Origin of the sequence: Pollutimonas bauzanensis, from assembly GCF_900129885.1 — a bacterium.
Lineage (GTDB): Bacteria > Pseudomonadota > Gammaproteobacteria > Burkholderiales > Burkholderiaceae_B > Pollutimonas > Pollutimonas bauzanensis.
On the sequence record NZ_FQXE01000002.1, the window covers coordinates 508054 to 523069 of the forward strand.

Below are 15016 nucleotides of genomic sequence, written 5' to 3' on the forward strand. Positions count from 1 at the left end.
ATGCCGCTCCGTTCGCGCCCGCCGCTGTCCGCATCCTTGTATGGTACGGCCATCGCCTCGGCTGCGCATTGCCCCGATATTGTAGGGGACCGAGCCGGGATACGCTCAGCCCGCAGAATATTCTCGTCAGGAGTCATCGGCACGGTTTCCCCGCCGGCCCTTCATGCCTGCTTTCGGCTTTCCCCATCCATGATGAACCGCGGCAGTCTGAAACCATCCGCCATCGTGATATACGTCATTTTTACCAGCGTGCCTATCCAGCTGCCTTCCGGAACCGGCGGCTCCAGGTTGGAAATCAGCACAGGCCCCTCTTCGAGGCGCACGGCCGCCACATTGTAGGGCGCCGGATAGGCGCCGAGATAGCTCTTGTGGAAAATCACCCAGGAGATCACGCGTCCGCGCCCCGACAGCGCTTGCCATTCGAGTTCCGACGACAGGCAATGCCCGCAGACCGGGGCAGGCGGGTACTGGAATTGGCCGCAGCCCTTGCAGCACTGCAAACGCATCGCGCCTTCCCTTATGCTCTGCCACATGGGCTCATCGTAAAGGCCCATCACAGGCTGAGGCGTGGGGGGAATGGCGGATAATGCTGTTTCTTGGCTCATGGTGCGTCCCTTCCTATCGGCTATAGATGATCGAGACGGCCTTCCCGGCGACATCCGACGTGTAATGGGCGTGGCGGCAATCGGCGACCTGGCGCTCGCCGCAGTCGCCGCGCAGCTGGCGCACGCATTCGATCTGATGCGCCCAGCCCTGCATATACGTTTCCGACAAGTGGCCGCCGCTCGTATTGGTCGGCAGCTTTCCGCCCGGGCCGATGCCGTCTTCCCTGAGAAAACGCCCCGCGTCCCCGACCTGGCAATAGCCGTATCCTTCGAGCGCGAGCGGCACGTGAACCGAAAAGCTGTCATAGACCTGGAACAAGTCCATGTCCTCGGGGCCGAATCCCGCCATATCGTATACCTGCCGCGCGCAGTCCTGCTGCGCCGGCAGATAGAAGTCGGTAAGCCGCGGCTCGAGGCTGGTTGCGCCGCGATTCAAGTCGCGCCGGCCCACGGCCTCGATATAGATCGCCGGCTTGGCGAGGCGCGCGGCGCGCTCGGCCGTCGTGATGATCAACGCGACGCCGCCGTCATTGATCATGCAGTAGTCGTAAAGGCGCAGAGGTTCGCAGATATACTGGGCCTGGCGATAGTCGTCGAGCGTAATGCGCTTGCGCATCACGGCATTCGGATTCATCGACGACCACGCCCTCTGAGCGACGGCGACCTGCCCGAGGTCCAGGGGATCGAAGCCGCGCTCTTCGCAGTATGCGCGGAATGTCAAGGCGTAAAGCGCGCCCTGGGACGTCAGGCCCCAGGGCGCGTGATAGACATATGACAGGAAGGCATCGCCGCCCATCGCTTGCGGGCCGCCATATTGGATCTTGGCCGAACGCTGGTCGTTGCCATAGACGAGCGCGATGGTCTCGGCCAGCCCCGCTTCGACCGCCGCGACTGCCTGCACGACCGACAGCACAGCGTCGGCCTGGTCGCCCCAGCGCGGTTCGATCCCGAGCACTTCCGACATGCGTTCGTAGGCGGTGGTCGGCCCGACGATCAGGCCATCGATGTCGTCGCGGGCCAGGCCGGCATCGGCCAGTGCCTCGCGGAATGCGATCGCGCCATACCCATAGCTATCGGCGGGCCTTTCGCCCGCGCGCACGCGCCGCCAATCCGCGGTCCAGTCTGTATGGCCCACGCCGACCACAGCCGCGGCCCGCCGCAGAGGCGAAGCCGATTTTGTTGTTGCTCCCGTACCGCTCATGACAGTATTCCTCGTTCGTTTAATGCCTCGATGCGCTCGGATGACAGCCCGAGCAGGCCACCCAGCACCTGCCGTGTATGCTCGCCGAACAGCGGCGGGCGCCGCAGATCGATCCGTTCGCCGTCCACCGTGAACGGCAGCGAGCCGAGCAGCACCGGCCCGACTTCCGGATGCTCGATGTGCTGCCAATAGCGTCGATGCGCCAGTTGCGGATCGGTCTCGATGAGTTCGCGCGAGTTCGCGACAGAGGCCACCGGTATGCCTTGCGGGCGCAACAGCGCGACGATGTCCTGCGCGTCCTGTGTTCGCGTCCATGCCTCGACGGCCTGCTCGACGCGCTGGAGCGCCGCAAGCCGACCGGCCGCATCCGCAAGGCTCGCGTCGGCGGCCAGGTCGGCGCGCCCCATGGCTTGGGCGAGTGCGAGCCACTGTGTGTCGCTGGTCACAGCCAGCGCGACCCATGTATCGCCGCCGCGGGCGCGGAATATGCCATGGGGCGCATGGCGGCGGCTGCGATTGCCGGTCTGCGGCGGATTCTCTCCAGTGGCGCTCGCCTCGACAAGCGCCGGGCCGACGAAGTTCGCGGTGGACTCAACCTGAGACAGGTCGATCTTCATCCCGCGGCCGGTCTTGCGCCGATGCGCAAGCGCCGCCAATACGGCAAATGCCGCATGATAGGGGTTGGCCGCATGATCGGGGTAATGCGTGCCGGGGCCCACCAGGTCGCCAGGGCCATATGCCGTCTGCCACATAAGGCTGGTTACCGCGCTGATCGTCATGCCGACACCCAGCAATGCCGCGCGCGGCCCGTCCTGGCCATACATGGGCATCGACAGGTAAATGATATCGGGCTTGATCTCGCGCAGCGCTTCGTAGCTGAAGCCCAGCCTGTCCATGGCGCCGGGGCCGAAGTTATTCGAGACGACGTCCGATCCGGCTACCAGGTCCAGCACGATGCGCCGCGCTTCCTCGGTCTTCAGGTTCAGCGCCACGCTTTTTTTTCCGGTGTTGCGCGATGCGAAGTAGCCGCTGCGGTTGATGCCGGACACACCGTCCTTGAAAGGCCCGGCCGTGCGCACGGAATCGGGGCGTGTCATGCTTTCGACCTTGAGCACCTCCGCGCCGAAGTCGGAGAACACCTTCGTGCCGAACGGGCCGGCGCCCGCCCAGGTCAAGTCGGTAAAACGTATGCCTTTGAGAAAATCTGCCTGCATGAAACGCTCCTAGCGTGGAACTGTTGCCGCGCCTAGCGGTGAACTTGGAGAGACCGACCACACTGGTTCGGATAAACGATAGGGCGCGCCCGGGAACTGGACGCTGGCGCCGCAGTGCGCAAGCGACATCTGCTCGAAATAATTCCGATATTGAAGCTGTGGATCGTCGAGCACGTCGCGCACGGTATTGACGGGCGCCATGACGACCTTGCGTTTGATCGCTTCCTGAGTCAGCTCTTGCTTCGTGTACTGGCAAGTGAACGATTCGATCGTTTCGCGCAGAATACGTTTCGCCTCGCCGCCCAGGCGCCAGACACGGTCGGCCCAGCGCTCGGTGGATAGCTCCGCTCCCGCCGGGTGTCCGGTTTCACATATCCACGCGACCAATGAATTCCATGACACGCCCAAGGTGCGCGGCGCCGCGAGGAAAATCAGGCCGTCCTTGCAGGCGAACATGTCCTCGCTCGCGTCCCGCGTTCCTTCGCCGCCGCGCATCGAGATTTTCTTTTCGAAATCCCACATCTGTATTGAGTTCTGTAAAGAATGCGCAATACATTCCTGCGCCGAGACATCGACCACGTGGCCGCGGCCTGCGGCAAGCGAGTCATATAGCGCGATAGACGTCGCCACACCCGCGTACACGCCGGTAATCATCGCGGTCTGCGAACCCGGCAGGCGCAGCGGCGCATTATCTAGCCTGCCGGACAGCCATGCGATGCCGCCCGCTGCCTGCAATGTAAGGTCGGTCGCCGGAGCATCCGCCCAGGGTCCCGTGCGCCCAAATGGCGAAATCGAGGTGATCACCGCCGATGGCGCGATCGATGACAACCATGCCAGCTCGTCGTACAGAGGGCCGCCGCGCTCGAGCAGCACCACCTGCGCGGATTCCGCCAGCCCGGCAAACAAAGACCGCCCCTCGCCGGACTGCAGATCGATGACCCGGCTGTCCTTGCTTGCGTTCAGGAATTCGAATTCGTAGACCGCCGGCCCGTGCATGGCCTCGCCGTCACAGCTCGGCGACCCGCGGTCAGGCAATCCGCCGGGAGGTTCGATTCTCGTCACCACAGCGCCCAGATCGGCGAACAAGCGCCCGACATACCGGCCCATGCCATATGTCATATCGAGGATATTCACATCATCAAACGGCCTTTCCATTTTGTCCTCTAGTTTCTCTGTTCTTCTTGCTTAGCCAAGAACCGGAGCTTCACTATAATATAATTTATATTTTATTTTAATACAATAATTGGCGTGCCTGGTCTGTTTAAACATTGTTTCGTTTGGGGTCGTATGAGAGGTTCCTGGCCGCGGGGCGCTGGACGGATGAAGAGCATATGAAAGCGCGGACGCCTGCCATCGGGCGAACTTTCCATAAGCTCATGCCAAGTTGGAATGGCTTTTATAATGCATTATATATTATCATGGCATAGCGGCCTTAAACGGGCCGGCAAGCGCCAGACGCCCGTCGCTCGCTCATCTCTTCCTGGAAACAACCGTGTACTTTGACTTCTCCTCACTCGATCCGCAGCGGCGCTACAAACTGTTGTCGGCGACTGTCACTCCGCGGCCTATAGCCTGGGTTTCATCGATAGGGGCTGACGGGCAGCCCAATGCCGCGCCCTTCTCTTTCTTCAATGTTTTCGGCGAGGATCCCGCCACGGTCGGCTTTGCGATCAATCACAGATCGAGCGTCGATCGCAAAGACACCGGCGAAAACATCCGGCACCAGCAAGAGTTCGTCGTCAATCTCGTCAGCGAAGACACGCTGCGGCAGATGAATATCTCGGCGATTGAGTTCGGTCCGGAGACCAACGAGCTGGCCGAGGCCGGGCTGACTCCCGCGCCGTCGACGGCCATCCGCACACCGAGCATCGCCGAGAGCCGCGTGGCGCTCGAATGCCGGCTGATGCAAATCGTCAAGCTTGGGCCCATGCGTTCGCTGATCCTCGGCGAAGTGCTGGCAATGCATATCCGCGACAATGCAGTGCTAGACCGCGAGAATTGCCTGATCGACACGCCGCGCCTGGAGATCATCGGCCGGATGCAGGCCCACACCTATATCCGGACGGCCGACACCTTGCGCATGCCGACCATTCCGCTCGAAGAATGGGAAGCCAGGCGCAAAACCAGCCAGGACGGCTGAGTTACGGCCGGTGGTCCTGCCTGGTGCCGGCATCGCATGGGCCGATCGGACGGCGGGCGAAATGCAGTTTGGTGGCGCCGTATTCGCCTATCAGGTCATCGCGGCCGGCGTCGACCAGGCCGATTTTCCCGAAGCGCTGGCAGAAGGTCTCGACATGGCACATCGGATGGCTGTCGGTCAGCACTGCCTTGTCGAGGTCGCGCAGGCCGCCCGGGGCGGTCTCGCATGCTTCCAGGCAGAACCAGTGCGCGCAGTACAGTTCGCCGCCCGGCGCGAGGCGGGCAGCAACGGCGGCCAGCGCGTCATTGGTTGTCCGGCGCACCGGATAGAGCGCATGGAACAGCACGGCGAGGTCGACAGGCTCTCCCGGCGGCGTATCCAGCGGCGTACCCGGCAATATGCTGCAGCGATCTTCGAGCCCGCACTCGGCAAGGGTTTGCCGTAAGCGCTGCTGCGCCTCGGCCGGCGCAATAACGCTGATTCGCGCTTCAGGAAAACGCCGGCATGCGGCCGCCGCGAACAGGCCGTCGCCGCCGTCCAAGCACAGTATGCTGCGCACCGGATTGCCCTTGAGCCGGGCATCGAGGTACTCGGCCAGCCGCTCGGCCTCTTCGGCGTAGGGGTGCCGCATCGGCGACAGCATCGGCGGCGGCGTGGCTGTCCATTCGGTGGATAGGAAGCGATCCAGAGTCGACCATCGGCTGGACGGCGCCGACAGATCGTCGACCACCTCCGCCTGGCACCACGGACTGGATGCAAGCAGCACCGCGTCCATGCCGGGCGCCAGGCTGTACGCGGCGCCTTGCCGCGTCAGCAGGCCGAGATCCTCCAGCGCCTGCAGGAAGCCGGCTAGGTGGGCGCCGCGCAGGTTCAATGCGGCGGAGATCGCCGGCCTTTCGGCCGGAGCATTGTGTTCCAGCCAGTCGAACAGGCCGCTGCGGAATCCCGCGCGCAGAACCTGGAAGTTCTTGAAACCGTCGTTCAGCCGGCGCACTGTGGCGAGGGCCGCTGGTATTTCGAGGGTGGCGGGATCGATTCGGTGTAGCTCCATATTCATCTTTGTTCTCCTTGGTGGATGAATCCATGCGAGGGAAGGCGCCCTGCGGGATTCGCCTTCCAGGGGCGGGCGTGCTCGAGGGGCCGCCGGGCGCGGCGGCGCGCATTATCCGGAACGGCCCTCCAGCACTGCCCGGATTTCGTCATCGGACAGTTCGTAGTTGAAGAAACGGAGATAGAAATCGCGGATTTCGTCCTCCATGTCTATTTGCGCAAAGGGCTGCGGGTGGAAGACTTTGGCGGCCCACAGCACCGTCAGCGGCTGCTCGACCGTGCGCTGGCCCCACGAATGCGCGCCCATCGGCGTTACATACACTCGCCTGTTCTGGACCGCGTTGATCCTCGAGAAGCGTTCGTCCCGGTACACCGCCTCCGCCTGCTCGGGAGAGTTGACGATGAAGATGTCGGGGTTCCACACCAGCACGCGCTCATGGGAGTAGCGGGCGCTGCCTGCGGGCTCCATGCCGGCGGTAACGCTGTATCCGCCCGCCGCGGCGATCCACCAGTTGGCGATCAGCAGCGGCGTGCTCATCGTTTGCGGATTGAAATACAGGACCTTCGGCCGCGCTTGCTGCGGCACGGTGTCCAGCGTACGGCGCACGCGCTCCATGGTGTCTTCGAAGTAGCGCAGGTATGCCTCGCTTTGCTGTGTGCAGCCCAGCATGCAGCCCAGGATCCGCATGTTCGCGCGGATATCGGACATGCTTCCCCATTCGAGATACACCACGGGCGCCTTGGCCGCCTCCAGCATACGCACCCGCAGCGGATCCATCGTGAGGACGACGTCCGGAGCCAGCAGGATAAGTTTCTCGATGCTCACTTCGCTGGTGGCCTGCCCCTGCAGCACCGGCCGGTCGGCCAGATGGGGCGCGATGGCGTTGTGCAGCCGCCACCGGCCAGTGGCGGTGAACCGCGAGGGCAAGCCGTTCACGATCCGCGCTCCGGCTCCCAGGGCGAAGAGATAGCCGTTGAGCACGGGCACCGAGCCAACGGTTGCGATGCGGCGGACATCCTTCGGCAAGACGACGCGGCGGCCGGCCATGTCGACAATGCTGCGCGTCCGCGCATCGCCCGCCGCGCATTCCGCGGACTCGCCCGCCAACACGCTTCCCAGGCATGCGCACCACAGGCACGCCGCCATTGCCAGCTTCCGGAAATCCATTTTCCTGTTTCCCTTCATGCGATTTCCCGCAGTTGCGCTAGAACTGGTAGATCAGCGTCGCGAAGACATTCCGGCCTGGGTACGCATACGCGTCCTCCGGGATCCGTCCGAGGTAGGAATAGTTCTTGTTGAACAGGTTGTTGACGTCCAGCTTCAGGTCCACACTGCCGGCATTTCCGGCTTCCCACAGCCGCTTCTTCATGCTGAGATTGGTCACGGTGAACTTTCCGAATCCGATCAGCGGACCATCCCCCACATTGGAGCGACCGCCGTATTGCTTGCCGTAGTAGTTGAAGTTCAGGTTGCTGGAGAATTTCCAGGCCGGGTGATGGAAACGGATGCCGAAGCTCGCGGTCGAGTCCGGCATGCGGGCAATCGGCCACCATGTGCCCAGCAATCCGGGCCCCCCCTCGGCCACCACTTCTTTCTTGCGGATCATGTGCGTAATGTTGACGTACGGGCGCAGCTCGAAATTGTTATAGCCAAGCATGGGCGCCACATTCGCGCTGGTCTGCAGCTCTATGCCTTCCTGGATGCGCTTGTCGATGTTCATCACCACGCGGCCTTGCACGCCCGCTCCATCGGGGCGGACACCCGGGTAGATGTAGACGTTGTCCTTGACCTTATAGTAGAAGTACGTGGCCGACAGCTTCCAGTCCTGGCGCACCATGTCGAAGCCGGCCTCGTAGGCATCGGTGAGCTCGGGCTTGAGCCGCGGATCGCCCGGCGCGCCGTAGTCCTCATAGAAGCTGCTGGCGAAGAGCTGGCGTCCGGATGGCGCGCGCCAGCCCTGTGTATAGTTGGCCCGCAGCTTGACCCAGTCGGCCGGCAGCCAGCTTGCGCCCAAGGTCGGCGAGACGTGGTGGAAAGTGCGCCGGGTGGGCAGCTGGTCACGGGACGTGATGCCGCGGCTGGTGAAATACGGCACCCGGTCGTAATACTCATCCCCGACCGCCAGGTCTTTGGCCTTCGCGCGCTCGTAGCGCAGGCCGCCGGACAGGTTCAGCGCGCCTTCCATGAGTTTGAGCGTGCCAACCATGTACGCGCCCCATAGGGCGGTATCGCTGGTCGAGTGCATGGGATAGCCGAGCCCCGCCCATACCGGATCGCGCCCGCCTGCGCTCAGGAATGTGCCTCGCGCCGAGGATGAATTCTTGACATCGTACTTGATGTAGTCGACGCCGCCGGTGAGGTCGAAGTGGCTGGAAGTGTAGGTCAGGCTGCCCTGTGCCCGGTCGGTCTTGACCTCCTGCCCTTTTGGATACTTCGATTCGGCGGAGTAGGTTTCATAAGTATCCTTGCCCTGTCCGGCGCTCGCCAGCCACGAAAAGCGCCCGTCCGCGGTGGCGCCCGCGTAGTTGAGGTGCAGCAGTTGGGTTTCGCGGTCGGTGTAGCTGTTGTCGCGGATATCGCCCTCTTCATCGACGTAGGATGGGATGTGCGCCTTGTCCACGGTGTACTGGTAGCCGTCAACGCCGATCCGGTGCCCATTGTCGAAGGTGTAGCCAAGATTGAAGTTGAAGCGTTCGGTCCCGTCCGTCTTCGTGTTGTGCACCTTATTGCCGTTTCCATCCTTGTAGTCGCTGCGCGCTGCGCTGTGCTCATAGCCCAGCAGGTAATCGAAATTGTTCGACAGGCCATGGAGGTCCACGCCGACCCGCGAGGCGTTGTAGCTGCCGTAGCCCATACGCACCGACCCGCCGAACTGCTCCGGGCCGCCGCGCCGGGTGATGACGTTGATGACGCCCCCCGGAGAACCCATCGAATACTTGAACATCTCCGGCCCGCGCAGGACCTCGATCCGTTCGACATTCTCGAGCATGATCTGGCGGATGTTGGCCACGCCGGAGCGGCGGCCGTCGATGAGGATCAGCAACTTGCCGTTGGCTTCCGTCATCAAATGTTCGGTATGGAAACCGCGGATCAGCAGCGTGTTCTCGCCGTGGTCTGTCGGCGTGGCCTCCACCGCGAAGCCTTGCTCTATGAGCAGTTCGCTGAGGTTCTGCGCCGAAGAGTTCTGGATTTCCTCTTTGTCGATGACGAAGTTGCTGGTGGCGGTCTCACGCTCCTTCTCGGTGAAAGTGCCCGGCGAGACTTCTATCCGGGGCAAGGTCTGCACGCCGTCGGTCCTGGCCATCGAGACCGCGGGCAGCACAAGCAGCGAAACCGTGATCAGCTTCAAACAGGGTTGCATTATTTCATTCTCCTTTCCTCTACACAAAAACCCGTTTTCCGTTCCTGCGCCGCGGCAATCACTGGACGCCGCAGCCCGGAAAACAGCAAAGATTGTTGGGACTCGCTGGGCCGGAAGGCGATGCCGCGGCCGTCGGATGTGCGCAGCAGATCCACGCGCACGCCATACAGGCGGTAAATCGCCTCCGGCGTCAGCACCTCGGCGGGCGGGCCCTCCGCGGCAATGCCGCCATCGATCAGCAACACCACTCGCTGGCATCCGGACAGCGGCTGGTCGGGATCATGGGTGGTCATCAGTACGCCGTAGCCGTCTGCCGCAAGCCGCTCCAGACGGTCCCGCAGGCGCAGCTGGTTGCCATAATCGAGACCGGCCAGCGGCTCGTCCATCACCAGGAGGCGCGCCTCCTGCGCAAGGGCGCGCGCAATCAGGGTCAGTTGCCGTTCGCCGCCGGAAATCCGGGTGTACACGCGGTCGGCCAAATGGGAAATACCGAGTTGTTCGAGCACGCCGCGCACGCAGTCGAGATCGGCGGCGCCGGGCGCCTTGAACATGCCGTTGGCGGGCAAGCGTCCCAACAATGCCACCTGTAGAACCGTGTAGGGAAATGGCGCGATATGCATCTGCGGAACGTAGGCGACGCGCCGCGCCAGTTGCCGGCGGCCCCATTGCGCCAGCGGGGCGCCATCGAGCGTCACCGCGCCGTGATCCGGCCGCTGCAGCCCCAGCAGTATCCTGAGCAGCGTGCTCTTGCCGGCGCCGTTGACGCCCAGCAGGCAGACCAGCTCGCCGGTCCGCAATGCCAGGCTGGCGCGGGAAAGCACTGGGCGGCCGCGATAAGCGTAACGGATGTCCCGCGCGGCGAGCATCATGTCCATCCTTGCCGCACACGGTGGAGCACGAACAGGAAGACCGGAATGCCGAGCAATTCGGTGACAATGCCGATAGGCAATTCGCTCGTGAAAAGATTGCGCGCAATACCGTCGGCGAACAGCAGGAAAGCCGCCCCCAGGCAGGCCGCCGCCGGCAACAGGCGGGCATTGCCCGGGCCCATCAGCAGGCGCGCGATATGCGGCACGATCAGGCCGATCCAGCCTATCATGCCGGCAATCGAAACCGTCAGCGCCGAGATCAGCGTGGCCGTGACGATCGTCGCCAGCCGCAGCGCCGTCACCGGCACGCCCAGCGCCCGCGCCTCGTCGTCCCCCATGGCCAGCGCGTCCAATGCCCGCCCCATCAGACAGAGCGACAGGATGCCGAGCAGCATCGGAATCGCGGCCCAGGCCATGTCGTCGACGTTCGCCTGCCCCAGGCTGCCCATCAGCCAGTACACGATCGCCGGCAACTGACTGTAGGGGTCGGCCAGGTACTTCACTATCGTCAGCAGCGAAGTGAACAGCGCGCCGCTGAGGATGCCCCCGAGGATCAGCATGATGATCGATCCGCCGCCAAATAGATGCCCGATGCCAACCCCGATGCCGACCGCCGCGAGCCCCATGATGAAAGCGCCGGCCTGCACGAGCAGCCAGTTGCCGTTCAGCAGAATGCCGATTGCCGCGCCCGCGGACGCCCCCGCCAATACGCCCAGCAGCCCGGGCGACACCAGCGGGTTGCGGAATAGCGCCTGGTAGGCGGCTCCGGAAACCGACAGCGAGGCGCCGACCAGGATCGCCGCCAGCACACGCGGCAGGCGGATTTCGATGATCAGGTTGTACAGCAGGGCGTAGCGCTCCGGCTCCATCGTAGCGAGCCCCGCGCATGCGAGGAGGAACTTTGCAACCTCCCACACCGGCACCGGATAGGCGCCAAGCGATAGCGCGGCCAGGGCCGCCGCCAGCGCCAGCAGCGGCGCGACGAGCCGCAGCGTGCGCGCCGCGGCCGCGGCTAACGGAGAAGAGGAGGAAACGATTTCAGCCATGTATCGATGCTGCGGCCCGCTTATTCAGCTTTAGTTAAGTGTTACGACACAAATAAACACATGGTAACTAAAAATGTATTTCGTTATGTTTGATTAAATACAACGAAAGTCCAAAAAAAACCGCCGCCTCCCGGACGGCGCAGCGTGATATGAGGTTCGCCATTCTGCATTGACCCGACGGTGTCCCCGGCTGGCAAAGCAGGCGGCGGCCCATGCGTTTATATGAAGATGAAGGGACCGTGGCGGCCGCGCCCGTTTTTTGAATCATGCGCGATGCTTGCGCTGAACTGGGCAAATATTGACGCAAAATAAAAAAGCCCTTGATGAACAAGGGCTTTTTTATTGAATGTGATGGTCGGGGCGACATGATTCGAACATGCGACTCCTGCGTCCCGAACGCAGTACTCTACCAGGCTGAGCTACGCCCCGATTTTTACTTGAAGCTTGCCGGCTGGCAGATTTAGCGAGCTATCGCTGCCAGGCAACAACGGGATTCTATCAGTGATCGCGTTCTACCGCGAAAGAACAAAATTCTAACAAAGATTCCTGATGAACGGAAATGGGAAACTCGGCCAGGGCCTGCCGGGCGAGTTCGGCTTCGGCGACGGCTGCCTGGCGGGTGTAGTTTAGCGCCTCGGTATCGTGTATCGCTTGCGCTACCGCAGAGAAATCCGCGACGCCGCTGCGGATGGCGTCCTGTATCAGTTGCTTCTGCGCGCTGCTGCCCACTTCCATGACGCGGATCAGCGGCATGGTGGGCTTGCCTTCGCGCAAATCGTCGCCCACGTTCTTGCCCAGGGTGTCGACATCGCCGTTGTAATCCAGCACATCGTCGATCAGCTGGAAGGCGGTGCCTATATGGCGGCCATAGGCCGCGGCCGCAGCCTCTTGCCGCGGCGTGGCGCCGGCGACAATGGCGCCCACCTGCGCCGCGGCCTCGAACAGCTTGGCGGTTTTATAGCGCACCACTTGCAGGTAGCGCTCGAGCGACACGTCCGGGTCGTGCACGTTCAAGAGCTGCAGGACCTCGCCCTCGGCGATGACGGTGGTCGCCCCCGACAGCACCGACATCGCCGGCATGGAATTCGATTCGACCATCATTTCGAAGGACCGCGAATACAGGTAGTCGCCCACCAGCACGCTGGCGGCGTTGCCGAACACCGCATTGGCGGTGCTGCGCCCGCGCCGCATATCGGATTCGTCGACCACGTCATCGTGCAGCAGGGTGGCGGTGTGGATGAATTCGACCACCGCCGCCAGCAGGTGATGGGTGGCGCCTTCGTAGCCCAGCGCCTTGGCCATCATGAGCACCATGGCCGGGCGCATGCGCTTGCCTCCGGCGCCGACGATATAGTCGCCTATCGTGCGTATCAGGACGACGTCGGAATCCAGGCGGGCGCGAATGACCGCATCGACCGCTTTCATGTCGTTCGCAATGGGGGCAGTTAACTCGGAAAGGTTCAAGGCGTGGTCCGGCTTAAGGTTGGTATGGATATGGCATCGGAAGATCGGGCCAGTCAAGGATAAGATTATACGTGACGGAAAATAACTGAAAACGCCAACAGGCCTTCCCAAATTGGCGATAATGCTGCTTTGTTTGAGATTTGTCCTAGGAGATATCTGTGACAGCCATAGACCTGAGCACGCTCATTGGTCGCGCCGAACGCGTTCTGGCGCAACTGGAAGCGTGGCTTCCTCCGGCTCCGCCCGAAATCGACTGGTCGGCGCATGCCTTCCGGTGGCGCAAGCGCGGCGCGCGCGGCTGGCTGGACGCGGTTGCCCATGTATCGACCATCAACATGGAAGACTTGCAGCATATTGAACGCCAGAAGGCCGTGATCGACCGCAATACCCAGCACTTTCTGCACAGCAAGCCGGCCAACAATGTGCTGATGACGGGCGCCCGCGGCACCGGCAAGAGCTCGCTGGTCAAGGCCATGCTGGCCGCCTATGGCGGACAGGGCTTGCGCCTGATCGAGGTGGACAAGGCGGATATGGGCGACCTGGGCGACATCGTGGACCTGGTCAGCGGCCGCGGGGAACGCTTCATCATTTTCTGCGACGACCTGTCCTTCGAGGAAGGCGAACCCGGCTACAAGGCGCTGAAGTCGGTGCTGGACGGCTCGGTCAGCGCATCGGGCGACAATGTGCTGATCTACGCGACATCCAACCGCCGGCACCTGATGCCGGAATACATGAGCGAGAACCTGAGCGCCAGGCACCAGAGCGACGGTGAAATCCACCCCGGCGAAACCGTGGAGGAAAAGATATCGCTGTCGGAACGCTTCGGCCTTTGGCTGTCGTTCTACCCGTTCAAGCAGGATGACTACCTGGATATCGTCTACTACTGGCTCAAGGAGCACGGCTGCAAACCCGCCGATATCGAAAGCTCGCGCACCGAGGCGCTGCAATGGGCGCTGGAGCGCGGCTCGCGCTCGGGGCGCGTGGCCAGGCAATTCGCGCGCGACTGGGCGGCACGCCATGTTTGACGGCGCGCCCGCCCCGACCCGGCGCCATCGTTCAGGCCGCGGCGGCCGGGCGGCCGCCCATGTCTAAGCCTTTCATCGATGTCGCCGCGGGCTTGATCCTGCGCGCCGACGGCGCCCTGCTGCTGGCCGAGCGCCCGGCCGACAAGCCCTGGTCGGGCTGGTGGGAATTGCCCGGCGGCAAGATAGAAGCGGGCGAAAGCGTGCTGCAGGCGCTGGCGCGCGAACTGAAAGAAGAGCTGGACATCGAGGTCACGGAAGCGACGCCCTGGGTTACCTATACGCACGAATATCCCAAGAACATCGTGCGCCTGGCATTTTGCCGCGTCACCGGCTGGACGGGCGAGCCCAGAGGAATCGAGGGCCAGCGGCTGGAGTGGGTGGACCCGCAGCAAACGCTGGCGGTCGGCCCGCTGCTGCCGGCCACGGAGCCGCCGCTGCGCTGGCTGAGGCTGCCGGATCGCTATCTGCTGACCTCCATCGGCGGCGCCGCCGGCCTTGCCGTATTCCTGGACAAACTGACGCGCGCTTTGGAAGGCGGCATAAGACTGGTGCAATTCCGCGAGCCCGACTGGCCCGCCGGCCAGACCGACCCGGACCTCCATGCGGCATTTCAACAAGTCCTGCGGCGCTGCCATGAATTCGGCGCGCGCTGCCTGGTCAACAGTTGCCACCCGCAAAGCTGGTGGGCGCAGGCCGACGGCGTGCATCTGCGCGCCGTCGACGCCAGGGCGCGGGCGGCAGGCCTGCCCGCGCCCGCGCCCGCGCACGCCGGCCTGCTCGGCGTATCGGCCCACGATGCCGAGGACCTGCTTGCGGCCCGCGCCCTGAATGCCGATTTCGCCGTGCTCGGCCATGTGCTGGATACGCCATCGCACCCGGGCCGGCCCGGCATGGGCTGGGAACGCTACGCCGCGCTTGCCGGGCAGGCCTCCCTGCCCGTCTTCGCCATCGGCGGCCAATCGGCCGCTACCGTCAAGACGGCCCGGCGGCATGGCGCCCATGGCATCGCAGGCATACGGCGCCTGCTGGATTGAAGCCGC

At 63.4% G+C, this 15016-nt stretch carries 13 protein-coding genes and 1 tRNA gene; 3 read left to right on the top strand and 11 right to left on the bottom strand.

The genetic code is table 11. The features are described from left to right. Positions 1 to 161 precede the first annotated feature (161 nt). Genes BUB23_RS05485 through BUB23_RS05500 form a run of 4 tightly spaced genes read right to left on the bottom strand, consistent with a single transcriptional unit; the run spans position 162 to position 4154 of the window. Positions 162 to 605, bottom strand: coding sequence for a Zn-ribbon domain-containing OB-fold protein (locus tag BUB23_RS05485; RefSeq protein WP_245801172.1), 444 nt, complete (start codon positions 603 to 605; stop codon positions 162 to 164). Between the two features lie 13 nt (positions 606 to 618). Then, positions 619 to 1806: a thiolase family protein gene (locus tag BUB23_RS05490; protein ID WP_073102068.1), complete on the bottom strand. Its 1188-nt coding sequence runs from the start codon at positions 1804 to 1806 to the stop codon at positions 619 to 621. Continuing rightward, entirely contained in the window at positions 1803 to 3020 is a 1218-nt protein-coding gene (locus BUB23_RS05495; RefSeq protein WP_073102069.1) for a CaiB/BaiF CoA transferase family protein, read from the bottom strand. Before BUB23_RS05495 ends, BUB23_RS05490 begins: the two co-directional genes overlap by 4 nt. 9 nt (positions 3021 to 3029) lie before the next feature. Continuing rightward, a complete protein-coding gene (locus BUB23_RS05500; protein ID WP_178372268.1) occupies positions 3030 to 4154 on the bottom strand; it encodes a CoA transferase in 1125 nt (374 codons plus the stop codon). Between the two features lie 358 nt (positions 4155 to 4512). Here BUB23_RS05500 and BUB23_RS05505 point away from each other — a divergent pair, with 358 nt between their 5' ends. Further along, the gene (locus tag BUB23_RS05505; protein WP_073102071.1) at positions 4513 to 5160 is read left to right on the top strand and encodes a flavin reductase family protein; all 648 of its coding nucleotides are present in this window, start codon (positions 4513 to 4515) and stop codon (positions 5158 to 5160) included. Between the two features lies 1 nt (position 5161). Here the strand turns inward: BUB23_RS05505 and BUB23_RS05510 are convergent, their stop codons facing one another. The 7 genes from BUB23_RS05510 to BUB23_RS05540 all read right to left on the bottom strand — a co-directional run bounded on the left by BUB23_RS05510 (position 5162) and on the right by BUB23_RS05540 (position 12951). Further along, on the bottom strand, positions 5162 to 6217 hold the full coding sequence (locus BUB23_RS05510; protein WP_073102072.1) for a hypothetical protein: 1056 nt from the start codon (positions 6215 to 6217) through the stop codon (positions 5162 to 5164). Between the two features lie 105 nt (positions 6218 to 6322). After that, positions 6323 to 7378, bottom strand: coding sequence for an ABC transporter substrate-binding protein (locus BUB23_RS05515; protein ID WP_178372269.1), 1056 nt, complete (start codon positions 7376 to 7378; stop codon positions 6323 to 6325). 37 nt (positions 7379 to 7415) lie between these two features. Beyond that, positions 7416 to 9572 carry a TonB-dependent receptor gene (locus BUB23_RS05520; protein ID WP_073102073.1) on the bottom strand — a complete coding sequence of 719 codons (2157 nt, stop codon included), beginning with the start codon at positions 9570 to 9572 and terminating at the stop codon, positions 7416 to 7418. Next, positions 9572 to 10441, bottom strand: a complete 870-nt coding sequence (locus BUB23_RS05525) for an ABC transporter ATP-binding protein (RefSeq protein WP_084135812.1) — start codon at positions 10439 to 10441, stop codon at positions 9572 to 9574. The genes BUB23_RS05520 and BUB23_RS05525 overlap by 1 nt, the downstream gene beginning before the upstream one ends. Further along, the gene (locus tag BUB23_RS05530; protein WP_084135781.1) at positions 10438 to 11487 is read right to left on the bottom strand and encodes a FecCD family ABC transporter permease; all 1050 of its coding nucleotides are present in this window, start codon (positions 11485 to 11487) and stop codon (positions 10438 to 10440) included. Before BUB23_RS05530 ends, BUB23_RS05525 begins: the two co-directional genes overlap by 4 nt. 352 nt (positions 11488 to 11839) lie before the next feature. Beyond that, a tRNA-Pro gene (locus BUB23_RS05535) sits at positions 11840 to 11916 on the bottom strand. A gap of 69 nt (positions 11917 to 11985) precedes the next feature. After that, complete coding sequence (locus BUB23_RS05540; protein WP_073102074.1) at positions 11986 to 12951, bottom strand: polyprenyl synthetase family protein; 966 nt, start codon at positions 12949 to 12951, stop codon at positions 11986 to 11988. A 158-nt stretch (positions 12952 to 13109) separates the two neighbouring features. Here BUB23_RS05540 and BUB23_RS05545 point away from each other — a divergent pair, with 158 nt between their 5' ends. Together BUB23_RS05545 and BUB23_RS05550 are read left to right on the top strand one after the other, a co-directional pair. Next, entirely contained in the window at positions 13110 to 13976 is an 867-nt protein-coding gene (locus BUB23_RS05545) for an ATP-binding protein (protein ID WP_073102075.1), read from the top strand. A 59-nt stretch (positions 13977 to 14035) separates the two neighbouring features. Further along, positions 14036 to 15010, top strand: coding sequence for a Nudix family hydrolase (locus tag BUB23_RS05550; protein ID WP_073102205.1), 975 nt, complete (start codon positions 14036 to 14038; stop codon positions 15008 to 15010). Positions 15011 to 15016 lie beyond the last annotated feature (6 nt).

Excerpts from the sequence above, each read along its gene's own strand:
- BUB23_RS05485 (WP_245801172.1), bottom strand. The coding sequence starts at position 605 with ATGAGCCAAGAAACAGCATTATCCGCCATTCCCCCCACGCCTCAGCCT.
- BUB23_RS05490 (WP_073102068.1), bottom strand. The coding sequence starts at position 1,806 with ATGAGCGGTACGGGAGCAACAACAAAATCGGCTTCGCCTCTGCGGCGG.
- BUB23_RS05495 (WP_073102069.1), bottom strand. The coding sequence starts at position 3,020 with ATGCAGGCAGATTTTCTCAAAGGCATACGTTTTACCGACTTGACCTGG.
- BUB23_RS05510 (WP_073102072.1), bottom strand. The coding sequence starts at position 6,217 with ATGAATATGGAGCTACACCGAATCGATCCCGCCACCCTCGAAATACCA.
- BUB23_RS05515 (WP_178372269.1), bottom strand. The coding sequence starts at position 7,378 with ATGGATTTCCGGAAGCTGGCAATGGCGGCGTGCCTGTGGTGCGCATGC.
- BUB23_RS05520 (WP_073102073.1), bottom strand. The coding sequence starts at position 9,572 with ATGCAACCCTGTTTGAAGCTGATCACGGTTTCGCTGCTTGTGCTGCCC.
- BUB23_RS05525 (WP_084135812.1), bottom strand. The coding sequence starts at position 10,441 with ATGATGCTCGCCGCGCGGGACATCCGTTACGCTTATCGCGGCCGCCCA.
- BUB23_RS05530 (WP_084135781.1), bottom strand. The coding sequence starts at position 11,487 with ATGGCTGAAATCGTTTCCTCCTCTTCTCCGTTAGCCGCGGCCGCGGCG.
- BUB23_RS05550 (WP_073102205.1), top strand. The coding sequence starts at position 14,036 with ATGTCTAAGCCTTTCATCGATGTCGCCGCGGGCTTGATCCTGCGCGCC.